We start from the raw sequence: 24,999 nt of genomic DNA, 5'->3' as shown, positions 1-24,999 counted from the left end.
CCGTCCGTAGGCTGGAAGCGGAAGGGTCCAGAAGCGAGGCCAGTAGGCTGGTGCCCGGAGCCGGGCTCGAACCGGCACGGTGTTGCCACCGAGGGATTTTAAGTCCCTTGCGTCTACCAATTTCGCCATCCGGGCGGCACGGGTTCGAGCGAAAATACGGGGGAAAGTGGAGGCTGGAGTCGGAATCGAACCGGCGTACACGGAGTTGCAGTCCGCTGCATAACCACTCTGCCATCCAGCCTCATCGAGCCGTTCCCCGTCGAGAAGCTTCGACGGAGAGAATGGAGCGGGAAACGAGATTCGAACTCGCGACCCTCGCCTTGGCAAGGCGATGCTCTACCACTGAGCTATTCCCGCTCGACTCGAGAGCGAATTATACGGATAAGTCGGTGACTGTCAAACGCTTTTCACTGCCTGCCATCACATCGAACGACTCAGGTGGGGCCAGGCGGCGCGCAGGTAGAGGATCATCGACCACAGGGTCAGCACGGCGGCCACATAGAGGGTGGCGACGCCGAGAGCGGCCAGCGGCGTGGTGGGGGGGAAGGCCAGCAGCACCAGCAGGGCGATCATCTGCAGGCTGGTCTTGACCTTGCCGATCCAGGACACCGCCACCTGGCCGCGCTTGCCCATCTCGGCCATCCATTCGCGCAGCGCGGAGATGACGATCTCCCGACCGATGATCACCAGCGCCGGCAGCGTCAGCCAGATGGCCTCGTAGCGTTCGATCAGCAGGGCCAGGGCCACCACCACCATCAGCTTGTCGGCCACCGGATCGAGAAAGGCGCCGAAGGGGGTCGACTGGTCCCACCGGCGTGCCAGGTAGCCGTCGAGCCAGTCGGTGACCGAGGCCAGGCCGAAGAGGGCGGCGGCCACCGGCATGCTCCAGGCGAAGGGCAGATAGAACAACACCACCAGCAACGGAATGAAGATGATACGAGCCAGGGTGAGGAGGTTGGGTATGTTCATCGCGTGATGCAGTCCTTGCCGGAGAGGGTGGGGCCAAGAGGTCACTCATTCTATCCAGCTTGGGCGTCGTCATCCATGCAGGGCGCGATGAATCGCCTCGGCGAGGGTGGCGCTGATCCCCGGGACCCGGGCCAGCTCCTCGCGGCTGGCCTGCTTCACGCCCTGCAGGCCGCCGAAGAAGCGCAGCAGCTCGCGTCGGCGGCGCGGGCCGACCCCGGGGATCTCCTGCAGGGTCGAGGTGCGCCGGGTCTTGTCGCGCCGTGCCCGGTGCCCGGCGATGGCGAAGCGGTGCGATTCGTCGCGGATGTGCTGGATCAGGTGCAGGGCGGGGGAGGCGCCATCGAGGTCGAGGCTGCGGTCGACGGTCTCGACGAACAGCCTCTCGAGCCCTGCCTTGCGGGTGGTGCCCTTGGCCACGCCGAGCAGCATCACGCCGGCGACGCCGAGTTCGGCGAACACCTCGCGCGCCATGTTGAGCTGCCCCTTGCCGCCGTCGACGATCAGGATGTCGGGCCGCTCGCCCTCGCCCTCGGCGAGGCGCTTGAAGCGGCGGGTCAGTGCCTGGCGCATGGCGGCGTAGTCGTCGCCGGCGGCCACCCCCTCGATGTTGAAGCGGCGGTAGTCGGACTTGCGCGGCCCGCCCTGGTCGAACACCACACAGGAGGCCACCGTGGCCTCGCCCTGGCTGTGGCTGATGTCGTAGCACTCCAGGCGCCGTGGCACCGCCTCGAGGTTCAGTGCCTCGCGGAGCGCCTCGAAGCGATGCGACAGCTGGGCCTGGCCGGCGAGCTGGCTGGCGAGCTGCTGCTCGGCATTGGTGCGGGCCAGCTCCCGCCACTGGGCGCGGTGACCGCGTACCTGGTCGGTCAGCCGCACGCGCCGACCGGCGCGCTCGCCCAGCGCCCGGGCGATCAGCTCGGCATCCGGCACCCGGTGGCTGGTGATCACCTCCTGGGGGATCTCCCGGGCCTGGCCCAGATAGAACTGGCTGACGAAATCGCCGAGCAGGGCCTCGGGACCCAGGTCCAGGCCGTTGGTCGGGGCGTGATGGCGGGCGCCCAGCAGCCGGCCCTGGCGTACCGTCAGCACCGAGATGCAAAGCGCCCCCGGGCGACTGGCCAGGGCGAAGACATCGGCGTCGCCGCCGGCGGTATCGACGAACTGGCGCTGCTGGAGCTGGCGCAGGTGCTGGATCTGGTCGCGCAGCCGGGCGGCCTCCTCGAAGTTCAGCTCGCGGCTGGCGGCCTCCATGTCGCGGGTCAGCTCCCGGGTGACCTGCTCGCTCTTGCCCTCCAGGCACTGCACCGCGTGCTCGAGATCGCGCCGGTAATCGGCCTCGCTGATGTAGCCGACGCAGGGCGCGCTGCAGCGCTGGATCTGGTACTGCAGGCAGGGACGGGTGCGGTGGGCGAAGACGCTGTCCTCGCAGTTGCGGATGCGGAAGATCTTCTGCATCAGCGACAGGCTCTCGCGCACGGCGCCACTGCTGGGGTAGGGCCCCAGGTAGCGGCCATCGTCGCGCCGGGCGCGGGCGCGCTTGTACTCCAGCGCCGGAAAGGGGTGGCGATCGGTGACGAAGACGAAGGGGTAGGACTTGTCGTCGCGCAACAGGATATTGTAGGGCGGACGCAGCTCCTTGATCAGCGTCTGCTCCAGCAGCAGTGCCTCGGTCTCGCTGTTGGTCACCGTGACCTGGATATCGCCGATGCGGGCGACCAGCGCCTGGGTCTTGGCGTTCAGCGCGCCGCGGAAGTAGCTCGCCAGTCTCGCCTTGAGCCGGCGAGCCTTGCCCACGTAGAGGGTCTCGCCCTGGTCGTCGAGCATGCGGTAGACGCCGGGGGACTCGCTGACGGTGTCGAGGAAGTGGCGGTGATCGAAGCTCATGCAGGGAAACGAGGCCGGGACGTCGAGAGTGCCATCCTAGCAGATCGTGCGAACAGGGGGGGATTCACTCCACGCTGGCGTAGCCATCCACCAGGCCGTGGCGCAGCCCCAGGTGCGTCAGCTCCACGTCGGAGTGCACGCCGAGCTTCTCGAAGATCCGGTAACGATAGGTATTGACCGTCTTGGGGCTGAGGAAGAGCCGGTCGGAGATATCGGCGACCTTCTGGCAGTTGACGATCATCATCGCCACCTGCAACTCGCGCTGCGAGAGCTGGTCGAAGGGATTCTCCTGGGAGTCGATGCGTGACAGCACCAGGCGCTGGGCGATCTCGGGGCTGACGTAGCGCTGGCCGGCAAAGACGCAGCGGATGGCACCGACCATCTCGTCATGCTGCGAGCCCTTGCTGATGAAGCCATGGGCCCCGGCGTCGAGCAGGCGCTGGGCGAAGGTCTCCTCGAGAAAGGCGGTGAGCACCAGTACGCGGGTATCGTCCATGCCGCGGGTGATCTTGCGGGTCGCCTCGAGTCCCCCGATGCCGGGCATGCGGATGTCCATCAGTACGATATCCGGGCGCAGGCTGCGTGCCTGGGAGATGGCGTCTTCCCCGTCGGCGGCCTCGCCGACCACGCTGATGTCCTCCTCGGCATTCAGCAGGTGGGCGATGCTGGTCCTTACCAGGTGGTGATCATCGGCAACAAGAACCCGGATCAAGGCAGCGCCTCCTGAGCATAGTGACGGATCACCGGCTAAGACGTCGGGGTGGCGTCTCCGGTAGCCTAAGGGTGACACAACTTCATCCTAAGAGGAATTGGCTTTTGGTGGGGAATATTCTCGCCCACCCTTATTCTTCGCTCGGGGCTTGACCCGGCTGGCGACCCTGCGTAGGATATGCCTCGTTCTCGCACGGCGAGACAGCGTGGGGCCTTAGCTCAGCTGGGAGAGCGCAACACTGGCAGTGTTGAGGTCAGCGGTTCGATCCCGCTAGGCTCCACCAACGAGTTTAGAAGAATCAGCCGCCTGGAGCAGTGCTCCAGGCGGCTTTTTCGTGTGCTCGTAAAACGCTGCCGAAGCGTCCAGCAAGCCTGCGGGGCGGACCGTGGGTGAGGGTGGGCGGCGACAGAGACGGCATCGCCCATGCTGGGGAGTGGCGCCGTCGTCAGGCCGGTACGGGTGGCGGCGGCTGAAGGGGGTCAGGCGCAGTCGGCGGCGCCTTGGCCGAACATGTCGAACAGCAGCTCGCGGCCCAGGGCGGTGAGGACGAAGCGGTCATGCTCGTTGTAGGCGGCGGCCTCGCTGCGCTCGAGGACGCTCTGGCAGGTGGACCAGTCGCCCGAGGCGGCGGTCAGGTCGCGAATCGCCTGGCGGTCGAGGCCGCGGTGGGGAACCGTCACCGACTCCAGGACGTGGCCATGGTGATAGAGCAGGGCGGCCATGTTCGACAGGCACTGGCGCAGGCTGCGCTGCATGCCGGCCGTGGCGGAAGTGTCGAGTGTCATGCGCTGCATCTCCCTATGACTCGAGTGTGCTGCAGCGCACTATACCACGAAAGTCGATATGCGACCAAAGTCGCACGCCACCCGGCCGGCTGCTATCCTTCGACGCGGCCGAGCAGCAGGAACTCCAGCAGCGCCTTCTGGGCATGCAGGCGGTTGCCGGCCTCCTGCCAGACCACGGCGCGGGGGTCGTCGAGCAGGGTCTCGCTGATCTCCTCGCCCCGGTGGGCGGGCAGGCAGTGCAGGAAGAGCACATCCTCCCTGGCGCGGTCGAGCAGCGCCTCGGTGACCTGGAGGTCGGCGAAGTCTGCCTGGCGCCTGGCCTGCTCCTCTTCCTGGCCCATGGAGGCCCAGACATCGGTGGTCACCAGGTCGACGTCGGCCACCGCCTGCTGCGGGTCGCGGTAGAGGGTGACGCGCTCCCCGGCGGCGTCGAGGATGTCCTGGCGCGGCTCGTAGCCCTCCGGGCAGCAGATGCGCAGCTGGAAGTCGAACTGGCGGGCGGCGTTGATCCAGGAGTGGCACATGTTGTTGCCGTCGCCGATCCAGACCGCGGTGCGCCCCTTCACGCCCCCCCGCAGCTCGGTCCAGGTCATGATGTCGGCGAGCAGCTGGCAGGGGTGGTAGTCGTCGGTCAGGGCGTTGATCACCGGCACCGTGCTGGCGGCGGCGTAGGTCTCGAGCCCCTGGTGGGAGAAGGTGCGGATCATCACCGCGTCGACCATCTCCGCGAGCACCCGGGCGGTGTCCGCGATGGGCTCGCCGCGGCCGAGCTGGGTATCGCGGGGCGACAGGAACAGCGCATGGCCGCCGAACTGCGCCATGGCGGTCTCGAAGGAGACCCGAGTGCGCGTCGACGACTTCTCGAAGATCATCGCCAGGGTGCGGTTGGCGAAGGGGGTGTAGGTCGGGCCGTGAGTCTTCAGGCCGTTCTTGATCGAGATGGCGCGTTGGATCAGGTAGCGCAGCTCTTCCGGGCTGAGGTCCAGCAGGGTCAGGAAGTGGCGGGTGGCCATGGGGTCGCTCCACGGGAAAAAACGACCATCCTAGCCAGCGGCAGGGGGATGCGCAATGCGCCTTGCATCAGTAGAATGGATCCACACTCAATGCCGACAACCGCACTCGGGTATTCCGGTGCGACGGTCCATCCCTCACATTTTCAGACACCCAGGTTCAGAAAGGACAGGCCCATGAGCACTACCGTCGAGAACATCCAGCGCCAGATCAGCGAGAACCCCATCCTGATCTACATGAAGGGCACGCCCCAGCTGCCCCAGTGCGGTTTCTCCGCCCAGACCGTCCAGGCCCTGATGGCCTGCGGCGAGCGTTTCGCCTTCGTCAACGTGCTGGACAACCCGGACATCCGCGCCGAGCTGCCCAAGGTGGCCAACTGGCCGACCTTCCCGCAGCTGTGGGTCGAGGGCGAGCTGGTCGGCGGCTGCGACATCGTGGTCGAGATGTACCAGAACGGCGAGCTCGAGAAGCTGGTCAAGGAGGCCGCCGAGAAGCACAAGGACGATCAGCCGGAAGGCTGACCGGGCTTCGCCCGGAGCTGTAAGCTGTAAGCCATAAGCTTTAAGAGGCAGGCCCGCCAGATATCTGGCGGGCCTGCCTCAGTTTGTACAGTACTGGAACGAAGGCAAGCTACTGCCCGGCTTCCAGCTTCCAGCTTCCAGCTTCCAGCTTCCAGCTTCCAGCTTCCGGCTTACGGCTGCTCCTCCAGGCCCTGCTCGCGCTGGGCCAGCGCCCAGCCGCCCAGGTCCTTGTAGCGGTTGACCATGGCGCAGAACAGCTCGGCGGTGCGCTCGGTATCGTAGCGGGCCGAGTGGGCCGCGCTGTTGTCGAACTCGATGCCGGCCGCCCGGCAGGAGCGGGCCAGTACCGTCTGGCCGTAGATCAGGCCGGCCAGCGAGGCGGTATCGAAGCTCGAGAAGGGGTGGAAGGGGTTGCGCTTGATGCCGCAGCGGGCCACGGCGGCGTTGAGGAAGCCGTGGTCGAAGGCGGCGTTGTGCCCCACCAGCACCGCCCGGGTGCAGCCGTGGGCCTTGATCGCCTTGCGCACCGGGCGAAAGATCTCCCCCAGCGCCTCGGCCTCGGTGAGCGCCACCTGCTGGCGCAGCGGGTCGTCGAGCCGGATGCCGGTGAAATCCAGCGCCGATTGCTCCACGTTGGCCCCGGTGAAGGGCTTGACGTGGAAGGCATAGGTGGCGTCGGGGACCAGGCTGCCCTCCGGGTCCATGGTCAGGGTCACGGCGGCGATCTCCAGAATCGCGTCGCGTTCGGCATTGAATCCGCCGGTTTCCAGGTCCATTACCACCGGCAGGAAGCTGCGGAATCGCTGCGCCATCAGTTCGCGGGCGATCGCCTCGCTCATTCACCTCTCCTTGCGTCTTTCCGACTCGTCACGACCACTGCATCGCCCCCGGGAACACCGTCGCGTCCCGGTCGGCATCGAATCGCGAAAGTCTAGCAGTTTGGCCTGGCTGCGTCCCGCGGCCGGTATTCGCTGGCGGGTTGCCGCGCTATAATCATTGGTTCATGACGTTTATCGCTGTCATTCATTTCAATTTCAGGAGCCCCTAAATGTCCGATGTCAAGAAGGTCGTTCTCGCCTATTCCGGCGGCCTGGACACATCCGTCATCGTCAAGTGGTTGCAGGAGACCTATGACTGTGAGGTCGTGACCTTCACCGCCGACATCGGCCAGGGCGAGGAAGTCGAGCCGGCACGCGCCAAGGCACAGGCGCTGGGCGTCAACGAGATCTACATCGAGGACCTGCGCGAGGAGTTCGTGCGCGACTACGTCTACCCGATGTTCCGCGCCAACACCATCTACGAGGGCGAGTACCTGCTGGGCACCTCCATCGCCCGCCCGCTGATCGCCAGGCGCCTGATCGAGATCGCCAACCAGACCGGCGCCGACGCCATCTCCCACGGTGCCACCGGCAAGGGCAACGACCAGGTGCGCTTCGAGATGGGCGCCTATGCGCTGAAGCCCGGCGTCAAGGTGATCGCCCCCTGGCGCGAGTGGGACCTGACCTCCCGCGAGAAGCTGATGGCCTACTGCCAGCAGCACGAGATCCCGGTGGACTTCTCCTCGAGCAAGAAGAAGTCGCCGTACTCCATGGACGCCAACCTGCTGCACATCTCCTACGAGGGTGGCATCCTCGAGGACCCCTGGGCCGAGGCCGAGGAGGACATGTGGCGCTGGAGCGTCTCGCCGGAGACCGCCCCGGACCAGCCCACCTACGTGGAGCTGACCTATGAGAAGGGCGACATCGTCGCCATCGACGGCACGCCGATGCGCCCCCACGAGGTGCTGGAGACGCTCAACAAGCTGGGCGGCGACAACGGCATCGGCCGTCTCGACATCGTCGAGAACCGCTACGTGGGCATGAAGTCCCGCGGCTGCTACGAGACCCCCGGGGGCAGCATCATGCTGCGCGCCCACCGTGCCATCGAATCGATCACCCTCGACCGCGAGGAGGCCCACCTCAAGGACGAGCTGATGCCGAAGTACGCCAAGGTGATCTACAACGGCTACTGGTGGAGCCCGGAGCGCCGCATGCTGCAGGCCGCCATCGACGAGACCCAGAAGAACGTCTCCGGTGTGGTGCGCATGAAGCTCTACAAGGGCAGCGCCACCGTGGTCGGCCGCAAGTCCGACCAGTCGCTGTTCGACGAGTCGATCGCCACCTTCGAGGACGATGCCGGCGCCTACGACCAGAAGGACGCCGAGGGCTTCATCAAGCTCAACGCCCTGCGCCTGCGCATCGCCGCCGGCAAGGGGCGCAAGCAGGACTGAGCGGGCCCGCGAGGATCGTTCCTGTGACGCCGGCCCGATGCCGGCGTCGTTGTTTCGAGGCTTATCATCTGTGAGGAATGGATCATGCTCAAGAAACTGTTTTCCGGGCTGTTCGGCGGTGGCGACGAGAAGCCGAAGGGGGCGGCCGCCGCCGAGCCGGTGGAGTACAAGGGCTACCAGATCGTCTCCGAACCCGCCAACCAGGGGGGGCAGTATCGCGTCAGCGGCTGGATCCGCAAGCCCGTCGAGGGCGGGGAGCCCCTCGAGCACCGCTTCGAGCGCTCCGACATGGTGTCCGGCCGCGAGGCCTGCGACCAGCTGATGGTCAGCAAGGCGCAGCGCTTCATCGACGACGTGGGCGACGAGATGTTCACGTCACGCTGATCCGGAGCCTCCATGCGCCTGCTGCATCGCGCCTCGCCCTGGCGGGACCTCTTCGCCGCTGACGCCCTGCCCGATCCCGCCCGGCTGCCATCGCTGGTCGCGCCGCTGCGCGATGCCCTCAAGTCGCTGGGGCCGCACCCGAGTCTCGCCGCCGCCCACCGCTGGCAGGCCGAGCTGGTCGAGGCGCTGGATCGCCTCGACCTGCCGGCCTGGCGGATCGGCCAGTTGATCAGCGACCACAACGACTGGCTCTACCGCCGCGCCATCGACCTCTCGCTCAACGAGATGCAGGGGCAGGGCTGGGGCGCGCCCCCCGCCGCCTGGTGCGTGCTGACCCTGGGCTCGGCCGCCCGCCACGAGAGCCTGCTGGGGACGGACCAGGACAACGCCATGATCATCGCCGACTACCCCGACAACCGGCACACCGAGATCGATGGCTTCTTCCAGGCGCTCGGCGAGCGCTTCACAGCGCGCCTCGACGAGGCGGGCATCCCGCTGTGCAGCGGCCATGTCATGGCGCGCTGGCCCATGTGGCGCAAGCGGCTGTCCGAGTGGACCGAGCAGCTGACGATCTGGACCGCCGAGCGCCGGGTCAAGCGGGTGCAGCAGGCCAATATCCTGCTCGACTTCTTCCCGGTGCATGGCGAGGCGGCCCTGGCCGAGGCGCTGGCCGACCGCATCGCCGGGCTGATGCCCCGGGCGCCGCTGTTCCTCGACGAGATGACCGCGCTGCTCGACGAGCTGCCGGTGGCGCTGGACCGCTTCGGACGGCTCGCCGGCAGCCGCGAGGGGGCGCCCCACGAGCGCGCCGTCAACCTCAAGCACCAGGGCGTGCTGCCGCTGGTCAATGCCGTGCGCCTGCTGGCGCTGCGCCACGGCGTGCGGCCTCCGGACACCCGCGCCCGGCTCACCGCGCTGGTGATGAAGGAGGTGCTGAGCGCCGTACGGGCGCAGGCCCTGACCTCGGCGCTGGAGCGGCTGCAGGGGCTGCTGCTCGACGAGCAGCGCACCAACCTCCAGGAGGGGCGGCCGGTGGATGGCTGGGTGGATGTCGCCCGCCTCGGCGAGGACCAGCGCCTGCTGCTGCGCCACGACCTCCAGCAGATCCGTTCGCTGGTCAGGCTGGCCCGGGGACGGTCGTCGGGGTAGGGCTGTCGACCGCCTGCTCGTCGGGCGGGGCGGCCGGCAGCTCCATCACCAGGCAGGCGCCGCCCAGGTGCGGCGCCTCCTCCACCCACAGCCGGCCCCCCAGGTGGGCGACGATGCCGCGGCTGATCGGCAGGCCCAGGCCGCTGCCCCGGGGGCGGCCACGGGCCTGGCCGCCGCTGCGCTCGATCTGGTGGAACTTCTCGAACACCCGCTCGCGCTCCTCCGCGACGATGCCGGGGCCGTTGTCCTCCACCGCCAGGCGGAAGTGGCCCTTGTGGCGCTCGAGGCGCAGCCGCACCCGCGGGTCCTCGTCGGCGGCGAACTTGCCGGCGTTGTCGAGCAGGTTGATGATCACCTGCTCGAGCCGGTCCGGGTCACCGATCACCGGCGCCGTCTCCAGCGCCATCTCGACCTCGAGGGCCACCCCACGGTTCTCCTGCAGGCGGTGCACGGCGTCCACGCTGTGCCGGGCCAGGGCGACCAGGTCCAGCGGCTGCGGGTTGAGGGTCAGGCGGCCGCTCTCCAGCCGCGCCAGGTCGAGGATCTCCTCGATCAGCCGCGACAGGCGTTGGCTCTCCAGCACCACCACGTCGAGGAAGTGTTCGCGCTTCTCGTCGGGCAGGTCCTGGCCATCGCGCAGGATCTCGGCGAAGGCGCGGATCGAGGTGAGCGGGGTGCGCAGCTCGTGGCTGACCATGGCCACGAACTCGTCCTTGAGCCGGTCGAGCTCGCGCAGCCGCTCGTTGGCGGCGCGCAGCTCCTCGCCGATGCGCGCCAGCTCCCGCGACTTCTGCTCCAGGCGGCGGTTGTACTCCAGGGTCTGGGAGGTGGTGTCGAGGATGCTGAGGATCGACTCCAGGTCGAGGGCCTCGCCGCGCACCACCGAGTTGATCAGCACCCGGGCCGAGGCGCTGCCCAGCGCACCGGCCAGGGCCTGCTCGGCCCGGGCGATCAGTTCCGGCGGGGCGGGCTGGTCGTCGCCCTCGTGCTCGCCCTGCCGGGCGAAGACCCGCGCCGTGGCGTTGATGCCCAGGTAGCGGTCGAGCAGGGTGCGCAGCTCGCCGCGGGTGGTCTGGCCCCGCCACAGCGAGGTCTCCATCAGCCCCGGGTGCATCGCCTCGGCGAACAGCGCCGCCTGGGTCTGCTCCAGCGGCCCCTGGCGGGTGAAGAGCGACACCCCGACCAGCAGGCCGACGTTGGCGAGCAGGCTCCACAGCAGCGAGTGGGTATAGATGTCCCAGCCCTCGAGACCGAACAGTGCATAGGGCCGCAGCCAGGACTGCCCCCAGGGGCCCTCCTCGACGAAGCCGGCATCGAGCCATCCCGACAGCGCGAAGCCGGGCAGCAGCAGGGTCCAGGCCCAGATCAGGAAGCCGGCGATCAGGCCCAGGCCCGCGCCGTTGCGGGTGGCGCCGCGCCAGTACATGCCGATCAGCATGGCCGGGGCGAACTGGGCGGCGGCGGCGAAGGAGACCAGGCCGATGGTCACCAGGCTGTAGGAGTCGCCGATCAGGGCGTGGTAGAGGTAGCCCAGCAGCAGGATCAGCACGATGGCCACGCGCCGGATCCCCAGCAGCCAGCCGGCGAGCTCGCCGCGGGAGCCCAGGTGGAGCCGCCGGGAGCGCAGCAGCAGCGGCATCACCAGCTGGTTGCTGACCATGGTCGAGAGCGCAATGGTCTCGACGATCACCATGCTGGTGGCCGCCGAGAGCCCGCCGATGAAGACCAGCAGCGGCAGCCCCTCCAGCCCGGCGGAGAGCGGCAGGGTGAGCACGAAGCTGTCCGGGTCGCTGCCCGTCCCGCCGAGCAGCAGCCCGGCCATGGCGATGGGGATCACGAACAGGTTGATCCCCAGCAGGTAGAGCGGGAAGAGCCAGCTGGCGCGCTTGAGGTGCCGCTCGTCGACGTTCTCGACCACCAGCACCTGGAACTGGCGGGGCAGGGTGAGGAAGGCGAGGAAGGCCAGCAGCAGGGTGCCGACCCAGCCCGCCGCGCCGCCGGGCACCGCCTCGAGGCTCAGGGCGTCGGTCAGTGCCGGCGCCGCGGCGACCCGGGCGAAGAGGTCGCCGGGGCCGTTGAACAGCACGAAGACGGTGAACACCCCCACCGACAGGAAGGCCACCAGCTTGACCAGCGACTCGAAGGCGATGGCGGCGACCATGCCCTCGTGGCGCTCGCTGGCGTCCAGGTGGCGGGTGCCGAAGAGGATGATGAACACCGCCAGCACCAGGGCCACCCAGAACGACCTGTCGTGCCAGAAGCTCTCCTCGGCCAGGCTCAGCGCGGCGGCCTCGGGGTAGTTGACCAGCACCGCGTGGCTCAGGGTGATCGCCTTGAGCTGCAGCGCGATGTAGGGGGTGATGCCGATCAGGGCGATCAGCGCCACCAGGGCGCCCAGGCTCGAGCTCTTGCCGTAGCGGGCGCTGATGAAGTCGGCGATGGAGGTGAGGCGCTGGGCGCTGGCGATGCGCACCATCTTGCGGATCACGAAGGGTGCCATGAGCATGGCCAGGGTCGGGCCGAGGTAGATCAGCAGGAAGCTGGGGCCATGCTCGGCGGCCCGGCCGACGCTGCCGTAGAAGGTCCAGGCGGTGCAGTAGACGGCGATCGACAGGGCGTAGACGGTGGGCGAGCCGATCACCGAGCGACCCTGCTCGGCGCGGCGGTCGCCCCAGGCGGCGATCACGAACAGCAGCGCCAGGTAGCCGAAGGCGACCCCGAGCACGACCATGTCGCCCCTCATGGCCCGGTCACTCCTCGTGGCGCCGTTCCATCAGCCAGGCGGCCAGGGCGATCACCGCCCCCCAGGCGAGGAACAGGTAGAGGGGGAGCACGGAGAGCCCGGAGGCGGACGGGCGGTCCGCCACCAGCAGCAGCGGCGGCGAGAAGAGCAGCGCCGCCAGCACGATCAGGGCGACCAGCCGCTCCTTGAGCCGTGGCGTCTTCATGCGCTGGCATCCTCGCGGTCGAAGGCGACGGCCTGCAGCGCCAGGACCTGCTCCAGGGTGTCGAAGCCGCGGGCCTCGAGCCGCGGCAGCAGCGCCAGCCACAGCTCGGCGGTGACCCGGGCGTCGCCCAGGGCGGTGTGGCGGGCGCCCGGGGGAATCACCAGGCCATAGCGCTCGGCCAGGGTATCCAGGTCGTGGCCGTCAAGGCCCTCGTCGAGGGCGCGCGACAGCAGCAGGGTGTCGAGCACCGGCATCTCGAAGGTGACGCCGGCCCCCGGGGGCTGGATGGCCAGCAGGTCGAAGGCGGCGTTGTGGGCCAGGATCACCGCCTCGCCGATGTAGTCGCGAAAGCGCGGCAGCGCCACGTGCAGGGGCGGGGCACCGGCCACGTCGCGGTCGGTCAGGCCGTGGATGGCGGTGCTGGCCGGCGGGATCGGGCGGCCCGGGTCGATCCGGATGTCGAAGTTGTCGCTGGCCAGCAGCCGGGCGTTGACCACGCGACAGGCGCCGATGCTGATCACGCGGTCGCCGCGGCGCAGCTCGAGGCCGGTGGTCTCGGTGTCGAAGGCGACGATCTCCAGCGCCCGCAGCGAGCGGCCGGCGAGTTCGGCGTCGGGGGGCGGCAGGTCGGCGATGCCGAAGTCGTGGAACTCGGGCCGCGGCGGCGTCCGCGGGCGCGGCGCGCCGACCCGCTCGGTGGCCGGCAGCGGCAGCCGCAGCCGGGCGTGCTGGCCGTCCGGGTCGGCCAGGCTCCAGGCGTCGCTGTCGTGCTGGCGCAGCACATCGCCGACCCGCGGGGCGAGCGGCAGGGCCTCGAGGGGCGTTCGGCTCCAGTCGGCGAGCTGGCGTTCGCCGAGCGGCCGGCCGCGCCACACCAGGTCGAGGTAGACCCGCTTGTTGCCGAGGCATATCTCGCCTTCGATGTCGCCGCCGCCGGTATGCTCCGCCAGCCGCTCGAGCAGCGAACCGAGCAGCACCAGTAGCGCCGTGGCATCGCCCTTGAGCCAGGCCGGCATGCCGATCGGCACGACGCCCCGGCCTTCGCCGGCGTGGCGCTCGTTGAGGGCGTCCCAGAGGTCGTTGGACCACAGCGGCACCAGCCGCTCGCCCTGGCGCTGCATGTCCTCGATCAAGGCCCCCATGCGTTCGATATCGCGGCCCAGCGCCAGGCTCTCCTCCTCGATCACCGTCTCCAGCCGGCGGCGCAGCTCGCTCGCCTCGCCATCGGGGCGCAGGCTGGTCAGGGCGTCGGCGGCACTGGTCAGGCTGGCGCTGTGGCGGCGCAGCAGCGGCAGGGTATCGACCAGCTCGACCCGGGCGCCCATCTCGCTGGTCCAGGCGGCGGTGGTGTCGGTGAGGGTCAGCAGGGTCTCGCCGTTGCTGCCGGGGACCCGACGCAGGATGGCGCACAGCCAGCGCTCGTCGCAGGGCACCAGGATCTCGCGGGGGGTGCCGTCGTCGGGCAGCTGGCCCAGGGCATCCTGCAGGCTGGACACCGGGAGCAGCGCATCGAGCCGCTTGCCGAGGCCGAGCCCGGGGTGGCCCTCGAAGAGGGATTCGGCGGCCTGGTTGAACAGCAGCAGGCGGCGGTGGTGGTCGCAGAGCAGCAGCGGGGTGTCCAGCACCTGCAGCAGCGTCTCGAGCTCCTGGCGGATGCGGGCCGCACTGCGCGCACCCTCGGCATGGGCGGTGGCCAGGCGGTTGCGATCCGCCCGCCAGGCATCGCGGATCCGTACCAGGTCGGGGCCGAGGCCGCGCAGCCAGCCTTCCGGCGGGTAGTCCTCCCGGGCGTCGGGATTGGCCACCAGCCGCGCCAGCTGGACCTGCAGGTGGCGCAGGGGAGTGAACAGCTGGCGCTCGAGCAGCAGGCCGACCAGGAAGATGGTGCCGCCGCCGGAGAAACAGCCCAGCCAGAGCACCCAGCGGGCCAGCCCCTGGGGCTGGAGCAGGCTGTCGAGCCAGAGGGCGAACACCGCTCCGCCGAACAGGCTGACCCCGCTGAGCAGCAGCCACAGCCCCACCAGCCGCTGGCGCTTGGGCAGGCCGGAGAGACGACGCCCCATCAGTTGGCCTCGTCGAGCAGGGTCTTGACCTTCTCCACCAGGGCCTGGGTGGAGAAGGGCTTGGTGATGTAGTCGTCGGCCCCCAGCGCCATGCCCTTCTCGCGCTCGACCTCGCGACCGTGGGCGGTGAGCATGATGATCGGCAGGCGGGCATGGGCCGGGTCGGCCCGCAGCTGCTCGAGCACGTCGAAGCCACTGATGCCCGGCAGGCTGATATCCAGCAGCACCAGGTCGGGCACGCCCTCGGCCACCCTGGCCAGGGCCCCCTCGCCGTCCTCGGCGGTGACCACCTCGAAGCCGGCCTGCTGCATCAGGAACTCCAGCGACAGGACGATGTTGGGTTCATCGTCCACCACCAGGACCTTGGCCATGGGCGCTCTCCTCGTAAGCGTGCTGCTATGCATTGTTACCGATCAGTCTAGTGGGCGGCCAGGGCGCGGCAAAGACGACCTTGGCCGGAGGTGCCGGCCGGGGCGGCCGCCAGGAGGCGGGGCAGGGGCATTCGGGCGGGGGATCAGCGTCCGTTGTCGCCGTTCCCGGTGTCGCGGACCTTCGGCCCCAGCGGACCGAGCCACAGCCATATCTGCACCACCACCAGCACCGGCAGCAGCCAGATCGGCGCCCCCACGGTCGCGACCAGCACATAATGAATGACGAAGGCGGTAATACCGGCGATCAGTCCGACCACCGGGAACAGCAGGGGACGCCGGCGACCGGGCAGGCGCGAGAGGCGAAACAGCGAGCCGATGAAGGCGCCGAAGGCGGCTGCCATGGCCAGGGGGATCAACAGTTCTTGCATGGGGAGTCTCGTGCCGTGGGCGGGAAGTGGCCGTGTCGCCAGCGTAGCGTTTCCGCGGGGCGCCTGACCCTTCGACTTTTGATGTAGTCAGCGACAGTCAAAGGGTCAGGCCGACCGCCCGGAGGTCGCGGGGTTCTCGCCGGCGTGACGCCGAATCGGGATCCCCGGGAGCAAGGCAGGAATGGGCTCGCACCATTGCCATATGGCAGCAATGTAGTGCGGCGGAGCGGCCTACTCCGGCCGGGGATGTCTCGGCTACACTGTCGCCCTTTCGCTTCATCTGCCGTCCGGAGGGGGCATACCATGTCCGACAGTGTCCAGCTGATTCAGCGCTACTACGCCGCCTTCAACCGGGGCGACTGGGACGCCATGCTCGACTGCCTCGACGAGGAGGTCGCCCACGACCTGAACCAGGGGCCGCGGGAAACCGGCCGCGAGGCCTTCCGCGCCTTCCTCGCGCGCATGGACCGCAGCTACGTCGAGCGGCTGCAGGACATCGTCGTCATGGCCACCGCCGATGGCCGGCGCCTGGCCGCCGAGTACGTGGTGCATGGCGAGTACCGCGCCACCGACGAGGGGCTGCCGCCGGCCACGGGCCAGCGCTATGTGCTGCCCGGCGGTGCCTTCTTCGAGGTGCGCGACGGCCGCATCACCCGGGTGACCAACTACTACAACCTGCAGGAGTGGCTGCGTCAGGTGGGAGCCGAGGCGTGATACCGGCGTGGCGTTCGATCTCGAGGGAGGGGCATTGATGCGTGTGGCGGTGGCCAAGTACCCGATCGGGATGCCGCGGGACTTCGATGAGTTCGCCCGGCGCCAGGCCGACTGGCTGGCCGAGGCCAAGGCACGGGGCGCACGCATCGCCGTGCTGCCGGAGTACCTGAGCCTGGAGCTGGCGGCGGGCTTCGCGCCGGCGGTGCGCGACGACCTGGCGGCATCGCTGGCGGCGCTGCAGCCGCTGCGCGAGGCGTGGTGCGCGCTCTATCGGCGGCTGGCCCGGGAGCTCGATCTCTACATCGTGCCCGGCACCTTCCTGCTGGCCACCGGCAGCGGTCGTTATCGCAACCGGGCCGACTGGTTCGCCCCCGATGGCTTTCACGGCTGGCAGGACAAGCTGCAGCTGACCGGCTACGAGAAGGCGAGCGGGGTGGTCGAGCCCGGCGATGCCCTGCACGGTTTCGACTGCGACGGGCACCGGGTGGGCATCGCGGTCTGCTATGACGTCGAGTTCCCGCTGCCGGTGCGCGCCCAGTACGAGGCGGGGGTGCGCCTGCTGCTGGTGCCCAGTTGCACCGACACCGCGGCCGGGGCGACCCGGGTCAGGGTCGGCTGCCTGGCGCGGGCGCTCGAGAACCGCTTCTTCGTGGCCCAGGCGGTAACCGCCGGCGACGCCCCCTGGAGCCCGGCGCTGGACGTCAACACCGGCGAGGCCACCCTCTATGCGCCCATGGACCACGGCTTCCCCGCCGACGGCCTGCTGGCCGTCACCGAGGCCGGCCAGCCGTGGGCCTGCGGCGATGTCGATATCGACGCGCTGGAGCGCAGTCGCGCGCACGCCCAGGTCGCCAACGACCGGGACTGGCCCGCCCAACTGGCGTCGCCGGTGCGGATGATGGCAGTGGACGAGGCGCAGGCGGACACGGCCGAGGCGTGAGGCCGGCGATGTCCCTGTCCCTCAATCGCCGCGGTCGAACAGCTGCCGGCGCAGGGCCTGCTCGCCGCGGCCCAGCCACTCGTGCAGGGCCCGGGTGCTCTGGTGCAGGTGATAGCTGCGGGGCAGCCAGCCGGCCAGGCCCGGCGGCGGGGCGCTGGCGAACTCGGTGGGGGCGGGAATCACCGTGAAGCCGGCGCGCTCGAACTCCGCCACGGCCCGGGGCAGGTGCCAGGCCTGGGAGACCAGGGCGATGCGCTCCACCTCCGCGACGCGCAGCATCTCGGCGCTGTAGCGGGCGTTCTCGGCGGTGTTGCGGCTCTGCCCCTCCAGCCAGGCCACCGGCACCTCGAACACCTCGCGCAGGGCCGCGGCCATCAGGCTCGCCTCGGCACTGTGCTCGTCGTGGACCCGGCCGCCGCTGACCAGGATCGGCAACCCACTCTGGCGATGCAGGTGGGCCCCGTAGGCGAGCCGCCGCCAGCTGGCGTTGGCGGGGGCGTCGCCCCAGCCGAATTCCGGGGCGAGGTAATCCCGGCCGCCGCCGAGAATCACGATCGCCTGGGCCGCTTCCAGCTGGCCCGGCCCCGAGAGCGGCGCCGGCTCCAGGCCCTGGCGCAGGGCGTGGCTCGCCACCGGGGTGGCGAGGGCGAGCAGCCCGCCCAGGCCGAGCAGCACCAGCAGGCCGCCGAGCAGGCGCATCCGCGGCCAGAGCAGGCCACCGAGCAGCGTCAACAGCACGTTGGCGAGAGGCGGCAGCAGCAGGTACTTGAGCATCTCCATGGGGCGGCCTCGCTGTCGGTTAGCCCGGCGTGGGGCGGCGTCGCGGCTGTCAGCCGATATCGACCTTGTCCGGGTACTCGCAAAGGTCCTCGATCACGCAACTGCCGCAGCGCGGGCGGCGGGCCACGCAGGTGTAGCGCCCGTGCAGGATCAGCCAGTGGTGGGCGTCCTTGAGGAACTCGTTCGGGACGTGGCGCAGCAGCTTCCTCTCCACTTCCACCACGTCCTTGCCCTTGGCCAGGCCGGTGCGGTTCGCCACCCGGAAGATATGGGTGTCCACGGCGATGGTCGGCTCGCCGAAGGCGGTGTTGAGGATGACGTTGGCGGTCTTGCGGCCGACGCCCGGCAGCGCCTCGAGGGCGGCGCGGGTGCGCGGCACCTCGCCGCCGTGCTGCTCGACGAGGATCCGGCAGGTCTTCATCAGGTTCTCGGCCTTGGTGTTGTAGAGGCCGATGGTCCGGATGTGCTCCTTGAGGCCGTCGAGGCCGAGGTCGAGGATCGCCCTGGGCGTATTGGCCACCGGGAACAGCCGCGCGGTGGCCTTGTTGACCCCCACGTCGGTGGCCTGGGCGGAGAGCAGCACCGCGGTGAGCAGCTCGAAGGGCGTGGCCCAGTCGAGCTCGGTGGTGGGCTCGGGGTTGTGCTCGCGCAGCCGCGCGAAGATCTCGTAACGTTTCTGGGCGTTCATGAATCCAGTGGGGGTCCTTCTGCAGACGGTACTGACAGGAGATACTCTTCCGGTGTCATGGCGGGAACAGGGGAGCCTGCGAAGTCGCGGACGTTACGGGTCACGATGGTGTGGCAACCCCGGGTTTCTGCGGCGGCCGCGACGACGGCATCCTCGAAGTCGGCCCAGCCAAGCCCCTGTGCTCGCCACAGCTCGGCTCGGCCGACGGACGCGATGTCGAAGTGGCGCAATAGCCAGGCAACGGCCTGGTGGGCCAAATCGCCATTCTGGTAGCGGTGTACCAGGAAGTGAATCGTCGTCACCGCATGCGCGGAGAGCGTGCCGCGGTAGCGGTGCCGGAGAATGCCGTCGATGACCGCCGCGGATGCCGGGTAGTGGGGCTCACGCTTCTGGATCACATCGAGCAGCACATTGGTATCGACCAGGATCATCCGTGCTTCTCATACTGATGCTGGCGGAACTCTTCCAGACCGTCGACATCGTCGGGCACCAGGCCCGTAATGAAATCGAGCTCTGGCGAGAGCGTGGCGTGTTCCAGCTCGCGCATTTGCCGCAGGTAGCGGTCGATGACTTCCGTGACGGTCAGGCCGTGCGCCTTGGCATAGGCCTTGGCGAATTCCACATCCTGACGTGGCAGGCGGATGGTCAGCTTCACGGTGTCGGGCGGCATGCGAGCCTCCTGGTACGGCAATTATTCTTATTTTATACGGCTTGTGGGCCGTCGTCCAAATCAGCGGGATGTGGCGCTCTCGAGGGCGGTGCGGGCGTCGTCGAGCAGCCTGGTCGCCTGCGCCACCTGATCCCGGGCCGTCGCGATCGCCTCGGCAACGCCCTGGCGCTCGGCGTGGGCGAGCTGCTGGTGGGCCCGGCGCAGGGCCTGCTCGGCGGCCTTGACGGCCATCTGGCGCTGACGCTGCTGGAGCCGGGTGTCCGAGGCGCTGCGGGTGGCGCGCGAGGTCTGGCGGATCAGGCGCCGCTGGCGTTCCAGGCGCCTTTCCCGCGCCTCACGGGCCAGGCGGCGGTTGCGCGCCTCGAAGCGCTTGCGCCCGCGCTCGGCGCGCGCGGCCAGGTAGTCGCGGCGCCGGGCCTCGGTCTCGGCCGCCACCCAGGCGGGGTGGGGCAGCAGGTCGATGCAGTCGACCGGGCAGGGGGCCACGCAGAGCTCGCAGCCGGTGCACTCCGCGGCGATGACCGTGTGCATCCGCTTGGCGGCGCCGAGGATGGCATCGACCGGGCAGGCCTGGATGCACTTGGTGCAGCCGATGCACTCGGCCTCGCGAATCCATGCCACCAGCGGTTCCTGGGCGGGCTGCTCGAGCGGCACGGGCTCCCGGCCGGTCAGCTCGGCCAGCCGCGCGACGGTGGCCTCGCCGCCGGGCGGGCAGCGGTTGATCGGCTCGCCCGCGGCAATGGCCTCGGCATAGGGGCGACAGCCGGGATGGCCGCACTTGCCGCACTGGGTCTGCGGCAGTTCGGCGTCAATGGCGTCGATCAAGGCGGGGTGGCCCGTCACATTCGCTCCTCGGTGGGGTCGTCGGCAGCGGCGCTGACAGGGCAATATTGTACGCCCTTTGCGACCACCGATGTACCTCAGCCCGGGGGAGGCGTGGTCAGCGCACCCGCTGGCCGGGCTCGGCGCCGGAGTCCGGCGAGAGCAGGTAGATGCCCTCGTCGCTGCCGGCGGCCAGCACCATGCCTTCCGACACGCCGAAGCGCATCTTGCGCGGCGCCAGGTTGGCGACCATCACCGTCAGCCGGCCCTCGAGGGCCTCCGGGGCATAGGCGGCACGGATGCCGGCGAACACGGTACGGGTCTCGCCGCCCAGGTCGAGGGTCAGCTGGAGCAGCTTGTCGGCCCCCTCGACATAATCGGCCTTGGCGATGCGCGCGATGCGCAGGTCGACCTTGGCAAAGTCGTCGAAGGCGATCTCGGCGGCGATGGGCTCCTCGGTCAACGGCCCCTTGGGAGCGTCCTTGAGCTTCTGTTCTTCCACCAGGTCCTCCTTCGATGCCGCCATCATGGCATCGATCTTGTCGCGCTCGATGCGCGTCATCAGCGGCTTGAACTTGTTGATCTCGTGATTCAGCAGCAGGTCGTGGCGGCTGTGCCAGGCGAGGGTCTCCAGCTTCAGGAACTCGCGGGCCCCCTCGGCCATGGCCGGCACCACCGGGGCCAGGTAGACCATCAACTGGCGGAACAGGTTGATGCCCACCGAGCAGATCTCCAGCACCTCCTGTTCACGGCCGGCCTGCTTGGCCAGCACCCAGGGCTCCTTCTCGGCGATATAGGTGTTGGCCTCGTCGGCGAGTTCCATCACCTTGCGCATGGCGCGACCGAACTCCCGTGTCTCGAAGTCCTCGGCGATGCCGTCGCCGGCGGCGATGAAGCGCGCCACGAGGTCGGGCTCGGCACAATGCGCCGAGAGCTTCCCATCCCCCAGCTTCTTGACGAAGCCGGCGCAGCGGCTGGCGATGTTGACCACCTTGCCCACCAGGTCCGAGTTCACCCGGGCGGTGAAGTCCTCGAGGTTGAGGTCCAGGTCGTCGATCCCTGAGGTGAGCTTGGCGGCGAAGTAGTAGCGCAGGTACTCCGGGTTGAGGTGCTCGGCGTAGGTGGCGGCCTTGATGAAGGTGCCGCGGGACTTCGACATCTTGGCGCCGTTCACCGTGACGAAGCCGTGGCAGTGCACCGCCGTGGGGGTGCGCAGCTTGGCGCCGTGGAGCATGGCCGGCCAGAACAGCGCATGGAAGTAGACGATATCCTTGCCGATGAAGTGGTAGACCTCGGCCTCGGCATCCTTCTGCCAGTAGGCGTCGAAATCGATGCCCTCGCGGTCGCACAGGTTCTTGAAGCTGGCAAGGTAGCCGATCGGCGCGTCGAGCCACACGTAGAAGTACTTGCCCGGCGCATCGGGAATCTCGAAGCCGAAGTAGGGCGCATCGCGGGAGATGTCCCACTCGTTGAGCCCGGACTCGAACCACTCCTGCAGCTTGTTGCCGATCTGCGTCTGGACGTGGCCGCCGCGGGTCCACTGCTTCAGGAAATCGGCGAAGTCGGGCAGCTTGAAGAAGTAGTGGGTAGAGCTGCGCACCTCGGGGGTGGCGCCGGAGATCGCCGACACCGGGTCGATCAGTTCGGCCGGGGTGTAGGTGGCGCCGCACGCCTCGCAGTTGTCGCCGTACTGGTCCGGGGTGTGGCACTTGGGGCAGGTGCCCTGGATGAAGCGGTCGGCCAGGAACAGCCCCTTCACCGGGTCGTACATCTGCTCGATGTCGCGGGTGGCGATATGGCCGGCGTCGCGCAGCCGGGTGTAGATCAGCTCGCTGAAGTGGCGATTTTCCTCGGAATGGGTCGAGTGGTAGTTGTCGAAGGCCACGCCGAAGGTCGCGAAGTCCTGCTGGTGCTCGCGGGAGACCCGCTCGATCAGCGCCTCGGAGCTGATGCCCTCCTGCTCGGCGCGCAGCATGATGGCGGTGCCGTGGGCGTCGTCGGCACACACATAGTGGCACTCGTGCCCGCGGCTCTTCTGGAAGCGCACCCAGATGTCGGTCTGGATGTACTCCAGCAGGTGACCCAGGTGGATCGAGCCGTTGGCGTAGGGCAGGGCGCTGGTGACCAGGATCTTGCGCGGATGGCGTGCGGTGTTCGACATGTCGGCTCTGGAATTCCCAAGAAAATCAGACCCTCGATTGTAGCCATCTTCGGCGCCCACTGCACCCGCCGGGACGCGTGCCGTGCCCATCTGTAGCACTGCTCCGGTGTCTCGGATAGAATGCACCGGCGGTAGGCAGGCACGTCAAAGGGATTGACGGCCGTAACCGCCGCTCAGCGCTTCGCACGTCACACATCCAGGGAGCTGCGATACAACGACTGATCATTCATGGAGGAACCACCATGCGACTTCACCACGCCCTGCCGCTGCTGCTGGCCACCGCCCTGCTGGCTGGCTGTGCCGGCAACTCGATCTCGCCGCGGTACACCAGCGAGAACCCCGACATCATGCGCATCAGCGACGAGCGTCCCGCCAACCCCGAGAAGACCACCGAGGACCTCGGTTCCTACTGCGTCGAGGTCAGCGAGACCTGGAACGCCCACGGCACCACCCCGGACGGCCAGAGCCTCTGGGCCAAGGATACCGCCCGCGCCGTCGTTCCCTGCGACTGAGCAACACCCCCGGCCCATGCCCCGCATGGGCCGGACCCCTATGCATCCCGACATCGGCGACACCTCCGGGGAACCCTCGGCAACATTGGTAGCCAATCAGCTGGTTGGGGACACGCTCGTGGTAGGTTGCCAACGCTGGGAGGCGCCTTCATCTTCGAATATGCAGTCATCATCGAGAAAATCCAGAACCCCCCCCGTATACGGACCCGCAATACAGCCTGCTCTGCCTTAGCTCACCATCTGCACCACCCCCCTCCTTTCGCAAAATACCCAGGATTCTCCTTAGCAACCCGAAGAAAGGTTGATTAGGCTGTAGTGTAAAAGCATGTATCAGCCTCATGCGCCTGCGTCGCTATAAGGCGACGCTACATGCAGCCACTGCCAGGGAAGGTGACATGCACGCCACCATTCCCTCGGCGGTAGCGTACCCGCCAGACGACCCAGGCCAGCCCCATAGGCGACACGGAACTGTGGGAGATCGCTTTAGCGCGCGACTGGCGGAGGTGACCCACGCTGGATAGAGACAATCATGGTGTCAGCGGACGCCGATTTATCAGACGAAGGGCAGCAATCGACCCACAGCGGCCATGCCGGCCAAAGCAGCACGATTGTTCATCGGTGTTATGCAGCGAGCGTGATGATTGGTGTTATGCTGCCGAGCTATAATTAATAATCTGGCATATCAGTAGGTTAGATGGCAAGCGGCGTGCGGCATAATATTGTTGAACAAGCTTGCGCGTTTATCCAATAACAGAGCGTGCGGTCTAATTACTTAGGTGTCGACGCAACCTTCCAATCGATGGTCGAGCCTTGCCGTACAGAGGAGATTGTAGATGAGCAAGTCCGAACTATCGAACGTCTATCGAGACTACATCGCCTGCTTGAACAGGCAGGATTGGCCATCGTTGGGGCGCTTCGTTCATGAAGACGTCAAGCATAATGGCAAGCAACTCGGGGTATCAGGCTACCGGCGCATGCTGGAGAGAGACCTCTCCGAGATCCCTGATCTATCTTTCAATGTTGAATTGCTGGTTTCCGATCCACCCTACATAGCCAGCCGACTCCGCTTCAACTGCACACCAAAGGAGAGATTTCTTGGCCTGGGTGTTTACGGAAGAAGGGTGTCCTTCTCCGAGAACGCCTTCTATGAGTTCCGCGACGAAAAGATCGTGCAGGTGTGGTCCGTCATCGACAAAGCGGCTATCGAGGCGCAGCTACCGCCTCCTGACGACCCGAGCCACACCTAACCCCTCCATCGAGCGGACGCTTACCGGCAGGCTTCGCCTGTCGGCAGCCGCCGCTCATGTCGAACGTTATATAAGAGTTACCTGGAGGTCCGCATCTGGCCGAGTGGAGAACTCTAGTCTACGCTGACGCAAAGGATTGAGGTGGCGGCAGATAACGACCAATGCGACTGTTTCGAAAAATGCAACTGGCACGTTCATCTAATAAGAAGACGGGTAGCTTAATAACTGTTGGGCACCATGGAGGTTGCAAAAATGAATTCGAAGGAAAATTTCGATTTTTTCTGGAAGAGGCTTCAAGTTAATATTAATCCCGGAGACACAATCAGAAATTGGACAGCCGCAAAGGGCTATCTCGGAGATATTTTCACAATTTTCGCTATATCCGATAACGCTGTAGATGTAGATGCGCCTAATGCAGAGACTATACAGCATGTCTCAAAGAATGAGTTTAAGTATATGCACTCGAATTGGGAGGCATATAAATCAAGACGAATGCGGCGGCACGAATTGCGAGATAAGACGAGGTTTTCCAAGTATACAATCAGCATCCTCAAGGAACTGGAGGATTAACGGCGAACCCCCTGTCTTCACATCTAATTGCTGCCATTATATCAGCTTCCTCTGAAAGTCTGCTTCTGGCCGAGGCTGTGTGAAAACGTGGCTCCCGCTATACTTTACCCGTGACAGCTCGTGGAGGTGCCAATGAAGCGCTTCGTTTCAGGTGAGTCCCGGTCTCAAGCCACGTTGTTCCCTGAGCTTCTGGATGATTTCGTCTCAGAGGACAACCCGATCCGAGCCATCGAGGCCTTCGTCGAGGCTCTCGACCTCAGACAACTAGGTTTCAACCCCTGATATTCACCGGGCAGCCCTGGAAATGAAGATGGCGGTTGGTATCCTACTGATAAATCAGAGAGTTCCTGGCAGAACCTGATTCAGGAGGACCAACCGCCATGGGTGAAACCCTAACGACC

The 24,999-nt window shown here is 67.5% G+C and carries 25 protein-coding genes, 4 tRNA genes and 1 pseudogene; 10 read left to right on the top strand and 20 right to left on the bottom strand.

Features of this window, described 5'->3' with window-relative positions; genetic code table 11:
• Positions 1-48: 48 nt before the first annotated feature.
• From MKP05_RS16725 to uvrY, 6 genes are all read right to left on the bottom strand, one after another.
• Positions 49-135, bottom strand: a tRNA-Leu gene (locus tag MKP05_RS16725).
• Positions 136-167: 32 nt separating this feature from the next.
• Positions 168-241 (bottom strand) — tRNA-Cys (locus MKP05_RS16720).
• A 41-nt stretch (positions 242-282) separates the two neighbouring features.
• Positions 283-357 (bottom strand) — tRNA-Gly (locus MKP05_RS16715).
• 63 nt (positions 358-420) lie between these two features.
• The gene (pgsA, locus tag MKP05_RS16710) at positions 421-969 is read right to left on the bottom strand and encodes a CDP-diacylglycerol--glycerol-3-phosphate 3-phosphatidyltransferase (protein WP_110281610.1); all 549 of its coding nucleotides are present in this window, start codon (positions 967-969) and stop codon (positions 421-423) included.
• Positions 970-1,038: 69 nt separating this feature from the next.
• On the bottom strand, positions 1,039-2,853 hold the full coding sequence (uvrC, locus tag MKP05_RS16705; protein ID WP_240569344.1) for an excinuclease ABC subunit UvrC: 1,815 nt from the start codon (positions 2,851-2,853) through the stop codon (positions 1,039-1,041).
• A 64-nt stretch (positions 2,854-2,917) separates the two neighbouring features.
• Positions 2,918-3,565: a UvrY/SirA/GacA family response regulator transcription factor gene (uvrY, locus tag MKP05_RS16700; protein ID WP_240569343.1), complete on the bottom strand. Its 648-nt coding sequence runs from the start codon at positions 3,563-3,565 to the stop codon at positions 2,918-2,920.
• Between the two features lie 207 nt (positions 3,566-3,772).
• On the opposite strand from uvrY, the gene MKP05_RS16695 reads away from it, so the two are divergent.
• Positions 3,773-3,848: transfer RNA gene (locus MKP05_RS16695), tRNA-Ala, on the top strand.
• Positions 3,849-4,044: 196 nt separating this feature from the next.
• Here MKP05_RS16695 and MKP05_RS16690 read toward each other — a convergent pair.
• Together MKP05_RS16690 and argF are read right to left on the bottom strand one after the other, a co-directional pair.
• Complete coding sequence (locus MKP05_RS16690) at positions 4,045-4,350, bottom strand: hypothetical protein (RefSeq protein ID WP_240569342.1); 306 nt, start codon at positions 4,348-4,350, stop codon at positions 4,045-4,047.
• A gap of 92 nt (positions 4,351-4,442) precedes the next feature.
• A complete protein-coding gene (gene argF, locus MKP05_RS16685) occupies positions 4,443-5,363 on the bottom strand; it encodes an ornithine carbamoyltransferase (protein WP_240569341.1) in 921 nt (306 codons plus the stop codon).
• Between the two features lie 174 nt (positions 5,364-5,537).
• Between argF and MKP05_RS16680 the strand changes: the two genes are divergently transcribed.
• Positions 5,538-5,882 carry a Grx4 family monothiol glutaredoxin gene (locus MKP05_RS16680; protein ID WP_240569340.1) on the top strand — a complete coding sequence of 115 codons (345 nt, stop codon included), beginning with the start codon at positions 5,538-5,540 and terminating at the stop codon, positions 5,880-5,882.
• Positions 5,883-6,052: 170 nt separating this feature from the next.
• Here MKP05_RS16680 and rnt read toward each other — a convergent pair whose 3' ends face one another.
• Entirely contained in the window at positions 6,053-6,721 is a 669-nt protein-coding gene (gene rnt / locus MKP05_RS16675) for a ribonuclease T (RefSeq protein ID WP_240569339.1), read from the bottom strand.
• Positions 6,722-6,930: 209 nt separating this feature from the next.
• Here rnt and MKP05_RS16670 point away from each other — a divergent pair, with 209 nt between their 5' ends.
• From MKP05_RS16670 to MKP05_RS16660, 3 genes are all read left to right on the top strand, one after another.
• Positions 6,931-8,151, top strand: a complete 1,221-nt coding sequence (locus tag MKP05_RS16670) for an argininosuccinate synthase (RefSeq protein ID WP_240569338.1) — start codon at positions 6,931-6,933, stop codon at positions 8,149-8,151.
• Positions 8,152-8,235: 84 nt separating this feature from the next.
• Positions 8,236-8,535, top strand: coding sequence for an HlyU family transcriptional regulator (locus MKP05_RS16665; RefSeq protein WP_110281603.1), 300 nt, complete (start codon positions 8,236-8,238; stop codon positions 8,533-8,535).
• 12 nt (positions 8,536-8,547) lie between these two features.
• Positions 8,548-9,684: a DUF294 nucleotidyltransferase-like domain-containing protein gene (locus MKP05_RS16660; protein WP_240569337.1), complete on the top strand. Its 1,137-nt coding sequence runs from the start codon at positions 8,548-8,550 to the stop codon at positions 9,682-9,684.
• Here the strand turns inward: MKP05_RS16660 and MKP05_RS16655 are convergent.
• The 5 genes from MKP05_RS16655 to MKP05_RS16635 form a co-directional block, all read right to left on the bottom strand.
• Positions 9,653-12,427: a sensor histidine kinase gene (locus tag MKP05_RS16655; protein ID WP_240569336.1), complete on the bottom strand. Its 2,775-nt coding sequence runs from the start codon at positions 12,425-12,427 to the stop codon at positions 9,653-9,655. The two genes, MKP05_RS16660 and MKP05_RS16655, sit on opposite strands and share 32 nt — an antisense overlap.
• A gap of 7 nt (positions 12,428-12,434) precedes the next feature.
• A complete protein-coding gene (locus MKP05_RS16650) occupies positions 12,435-12,632 on the bottom strand; it encodes a hypothetical protein (RefSeq protein WP_110281600.1) in 198 nt (65 codons plus the stop codon).
• Positions 12,629-14,695, bottom strand: a complete 2,067-nt coding sequence (locus MKP05_RS16645; protein ID WP_240569335.1) for a 3'-5' exonuclease — start codon at positions 14,693-14,695, stop codon at positions 12,629-12,631. Before MKP05_RS16645 ends, MKP05_RS16650 begins: the two co-directional genes overlap by 4 nt.
• Complete coding sequence (locus tag MKP05_RS16640) at positions 14,695-15,066, bottom strand: response regulator transcription factor (RefSeq protein WP_110281598.1); 372 nt, start codon at positions 15,064-15,066, stop codon at positions 14,695-14,697. The genes MKP05_RS16645 and MKP05_RS16640 overlap by 1 nt, the downstream gene beginning before the upstream one ends.
• Positions 15,067-15,209: 143 nt before the next feature.
• A complete protein-coding gene (locus MKP05_RS16635; RefSeq protein ID WP_110281597.1) occupies positions 15,210-15,494 on the bottom strand; it encodes a hypothetical protein in 285 nt (94 codons plus the stop codon).
• A gap of 303 nt (positions 15,495-15,797) precedes the next feature.
• Here MKP05_RS16635 and MKP05_RS16630 point away from each other — a divergent pair, with 303 nt between their 5' ends.
• Together MKP05_RS16630 and MKP05_RS16625 are read left to right on the top strand one after the other, a co-directional pair.
• Positions 15,798-16,208 (top strand): ketosteroid isomerase-related protein, encoded by a 411-nt coding sequence (locus tag MKP05_RS16630; RefSeq protein WP_110281596.1) that lies wholly within the window; start codon positions 15,798-15,800, stop codon positions 16,206-16,208.
• Between the two features lie 37 nt (positions 16,209-16,245).
• Positions 16,246-17,148, top strand: a complete 903-nt coding sequence (locus MKP05_RS16625) for a carbon-nitrogen hydrolase family protein (RefSeq protein ID WP_240569334.1) — start codon at positions 16,246-16,248, stop codon at positions 17,146-17,148.
• A 21-nt stretch (positions 17,149-17,169) separates the two neighbouring features.
• Here the strand turns inward: MKP05_RS16625 and MKP05_RS16620 are convergent, their stop codons facing one another.
• The 6 genes from MKP05_RS16620 to metG all read right to left on the bottom strand — a co-directional run bounded on the left by MKP05_RS16620 (position 17,170) and on the right by metG (position 22,269).
• Positions 17,170-17,928, bottom strand: a complete 759-nt coding sequence (locus MKP05_RS16620) for a YdcF family protein (protein ID WP_276316654.1) — start codon at positions 17,926-17,928, stop codon at positions 17,170-17,172.
• 49 nt (positions 17,929-17,977) lie between these two features.
• A complete protein-coding gene (gene nth, locus MKP05_RS16615; RefSeq protein ID WP_240569333.1) occupies positions 17,978-18,616 on the bottom strand; it encodes an endonuclease III in 639 nt (212 codons plus the stop codon).
• On the bottom strand, positions 18,613-19,047 hold the full coding sequence (locus MKP05_RS16610; RefSeq protein ID WP_110281592.1) for a type II toxin-antitoxin system VapC family toxin: 435 nt from the start codon (positions 19,045-19,047) through the stop codon (positions 18,613-18,615). The genes nth and MKP05_RS16610 overlap by 4 nt, the downstream gene beginning before the upstream one ends.
• A complete protein-coding gene (locus tag MKP05_RS16605) occupies positions 19,044-19,286 on the bottom strand; it encodes a DUF6364 family protein (RefSeq protein WP_110281591.1) in 243 nt (80 codons plus the stop codon). Before MKP05_RS16605 ends, MKP05_RS16610 begins: the two co-directional genes overlap by 4 nt.
• A 60-nt stretch (positions 19,287-19,346) precedes the next feature.
• The gene (gene rsxB, locus MKP05_RS16600; protein WP_240569332.1) at positions 19,347-20,129 is read right to left on the bottom strand and encodes an electron transport complex subunit RsxB; all 783 of its coding nucleotides are present in this window, start codon (positions 20,127-20,129) and stop codon (positions 19,347-19,349) included.
• Between the two features lie 97 nt (positions 20,130-20,226).
• Positions 20,227-22,269: a methionine--tRNA ligase gene (metG, locus tag MKP05_RS16595; RefSeq protein ID WP_240569331.1), complete on the bottom strand. Its 2,043-nt coding sequence runs from the start codon at positions 22,267-22,269 to the stop codon at positions 20,227-20,229.
• 242 nt (positions 22,270-22,511) lie between these two features.
• Here metG and MKP05_RS16590 point away from each other — a divergent pair, with 242 nt between their 5' ends.
• The 3 genes and pseudogenes from MKP05_RS16590 to MKP05_RS16580 form a co-directional block, all read left to right on the top strand.
• Complete coding sequence (locus tag MKP05_RS16590) at positions 22,512-22,781, top strand: hypothetical protein (RefSeq protein WP_240569330.1); 270 nt, start codon at positions 22,512-22,514, stop codon at positions 22,779-22,781.
• 833 nt (positions 22,782-23,614) lie between these two features.
• Positions 23,615-24,028, top strand: a complete 414-nt coding sequence (locus tag MKP05_RS16585; RefSeq protein WP_240569329.1) for an ester cyclase — start codon at positions 23,615-23,617, stop codon at positions 24,026-24,028.
• Between the two features lie 702 nt (positions 24,029-24,730).
• Positions 24,731-24,874 (top strand): annotated as a pseudogene (locus MKP05_RS16580) (IS5/IS1182 family transposase); the annotation flags it as partial.
• Positions 24,875-24,999 lie beyond the last annotated feature (125 nt).

This window comes from Halomonas flagellata (genome assembly GCF_022487945.1).
Classification (GTDB): domain Bacteria; phylum Pseudomonadota; class Gammaproteobacteria; order Pseudomonadales; family Halomonadaceae; genus Halomonas; species Halomonas flagellata.
The sequence above is the reverse complement of the archived record's forward strand: the minus strand, read 5'-3'. Positions and strand labels throughout refer to the sequence as shown.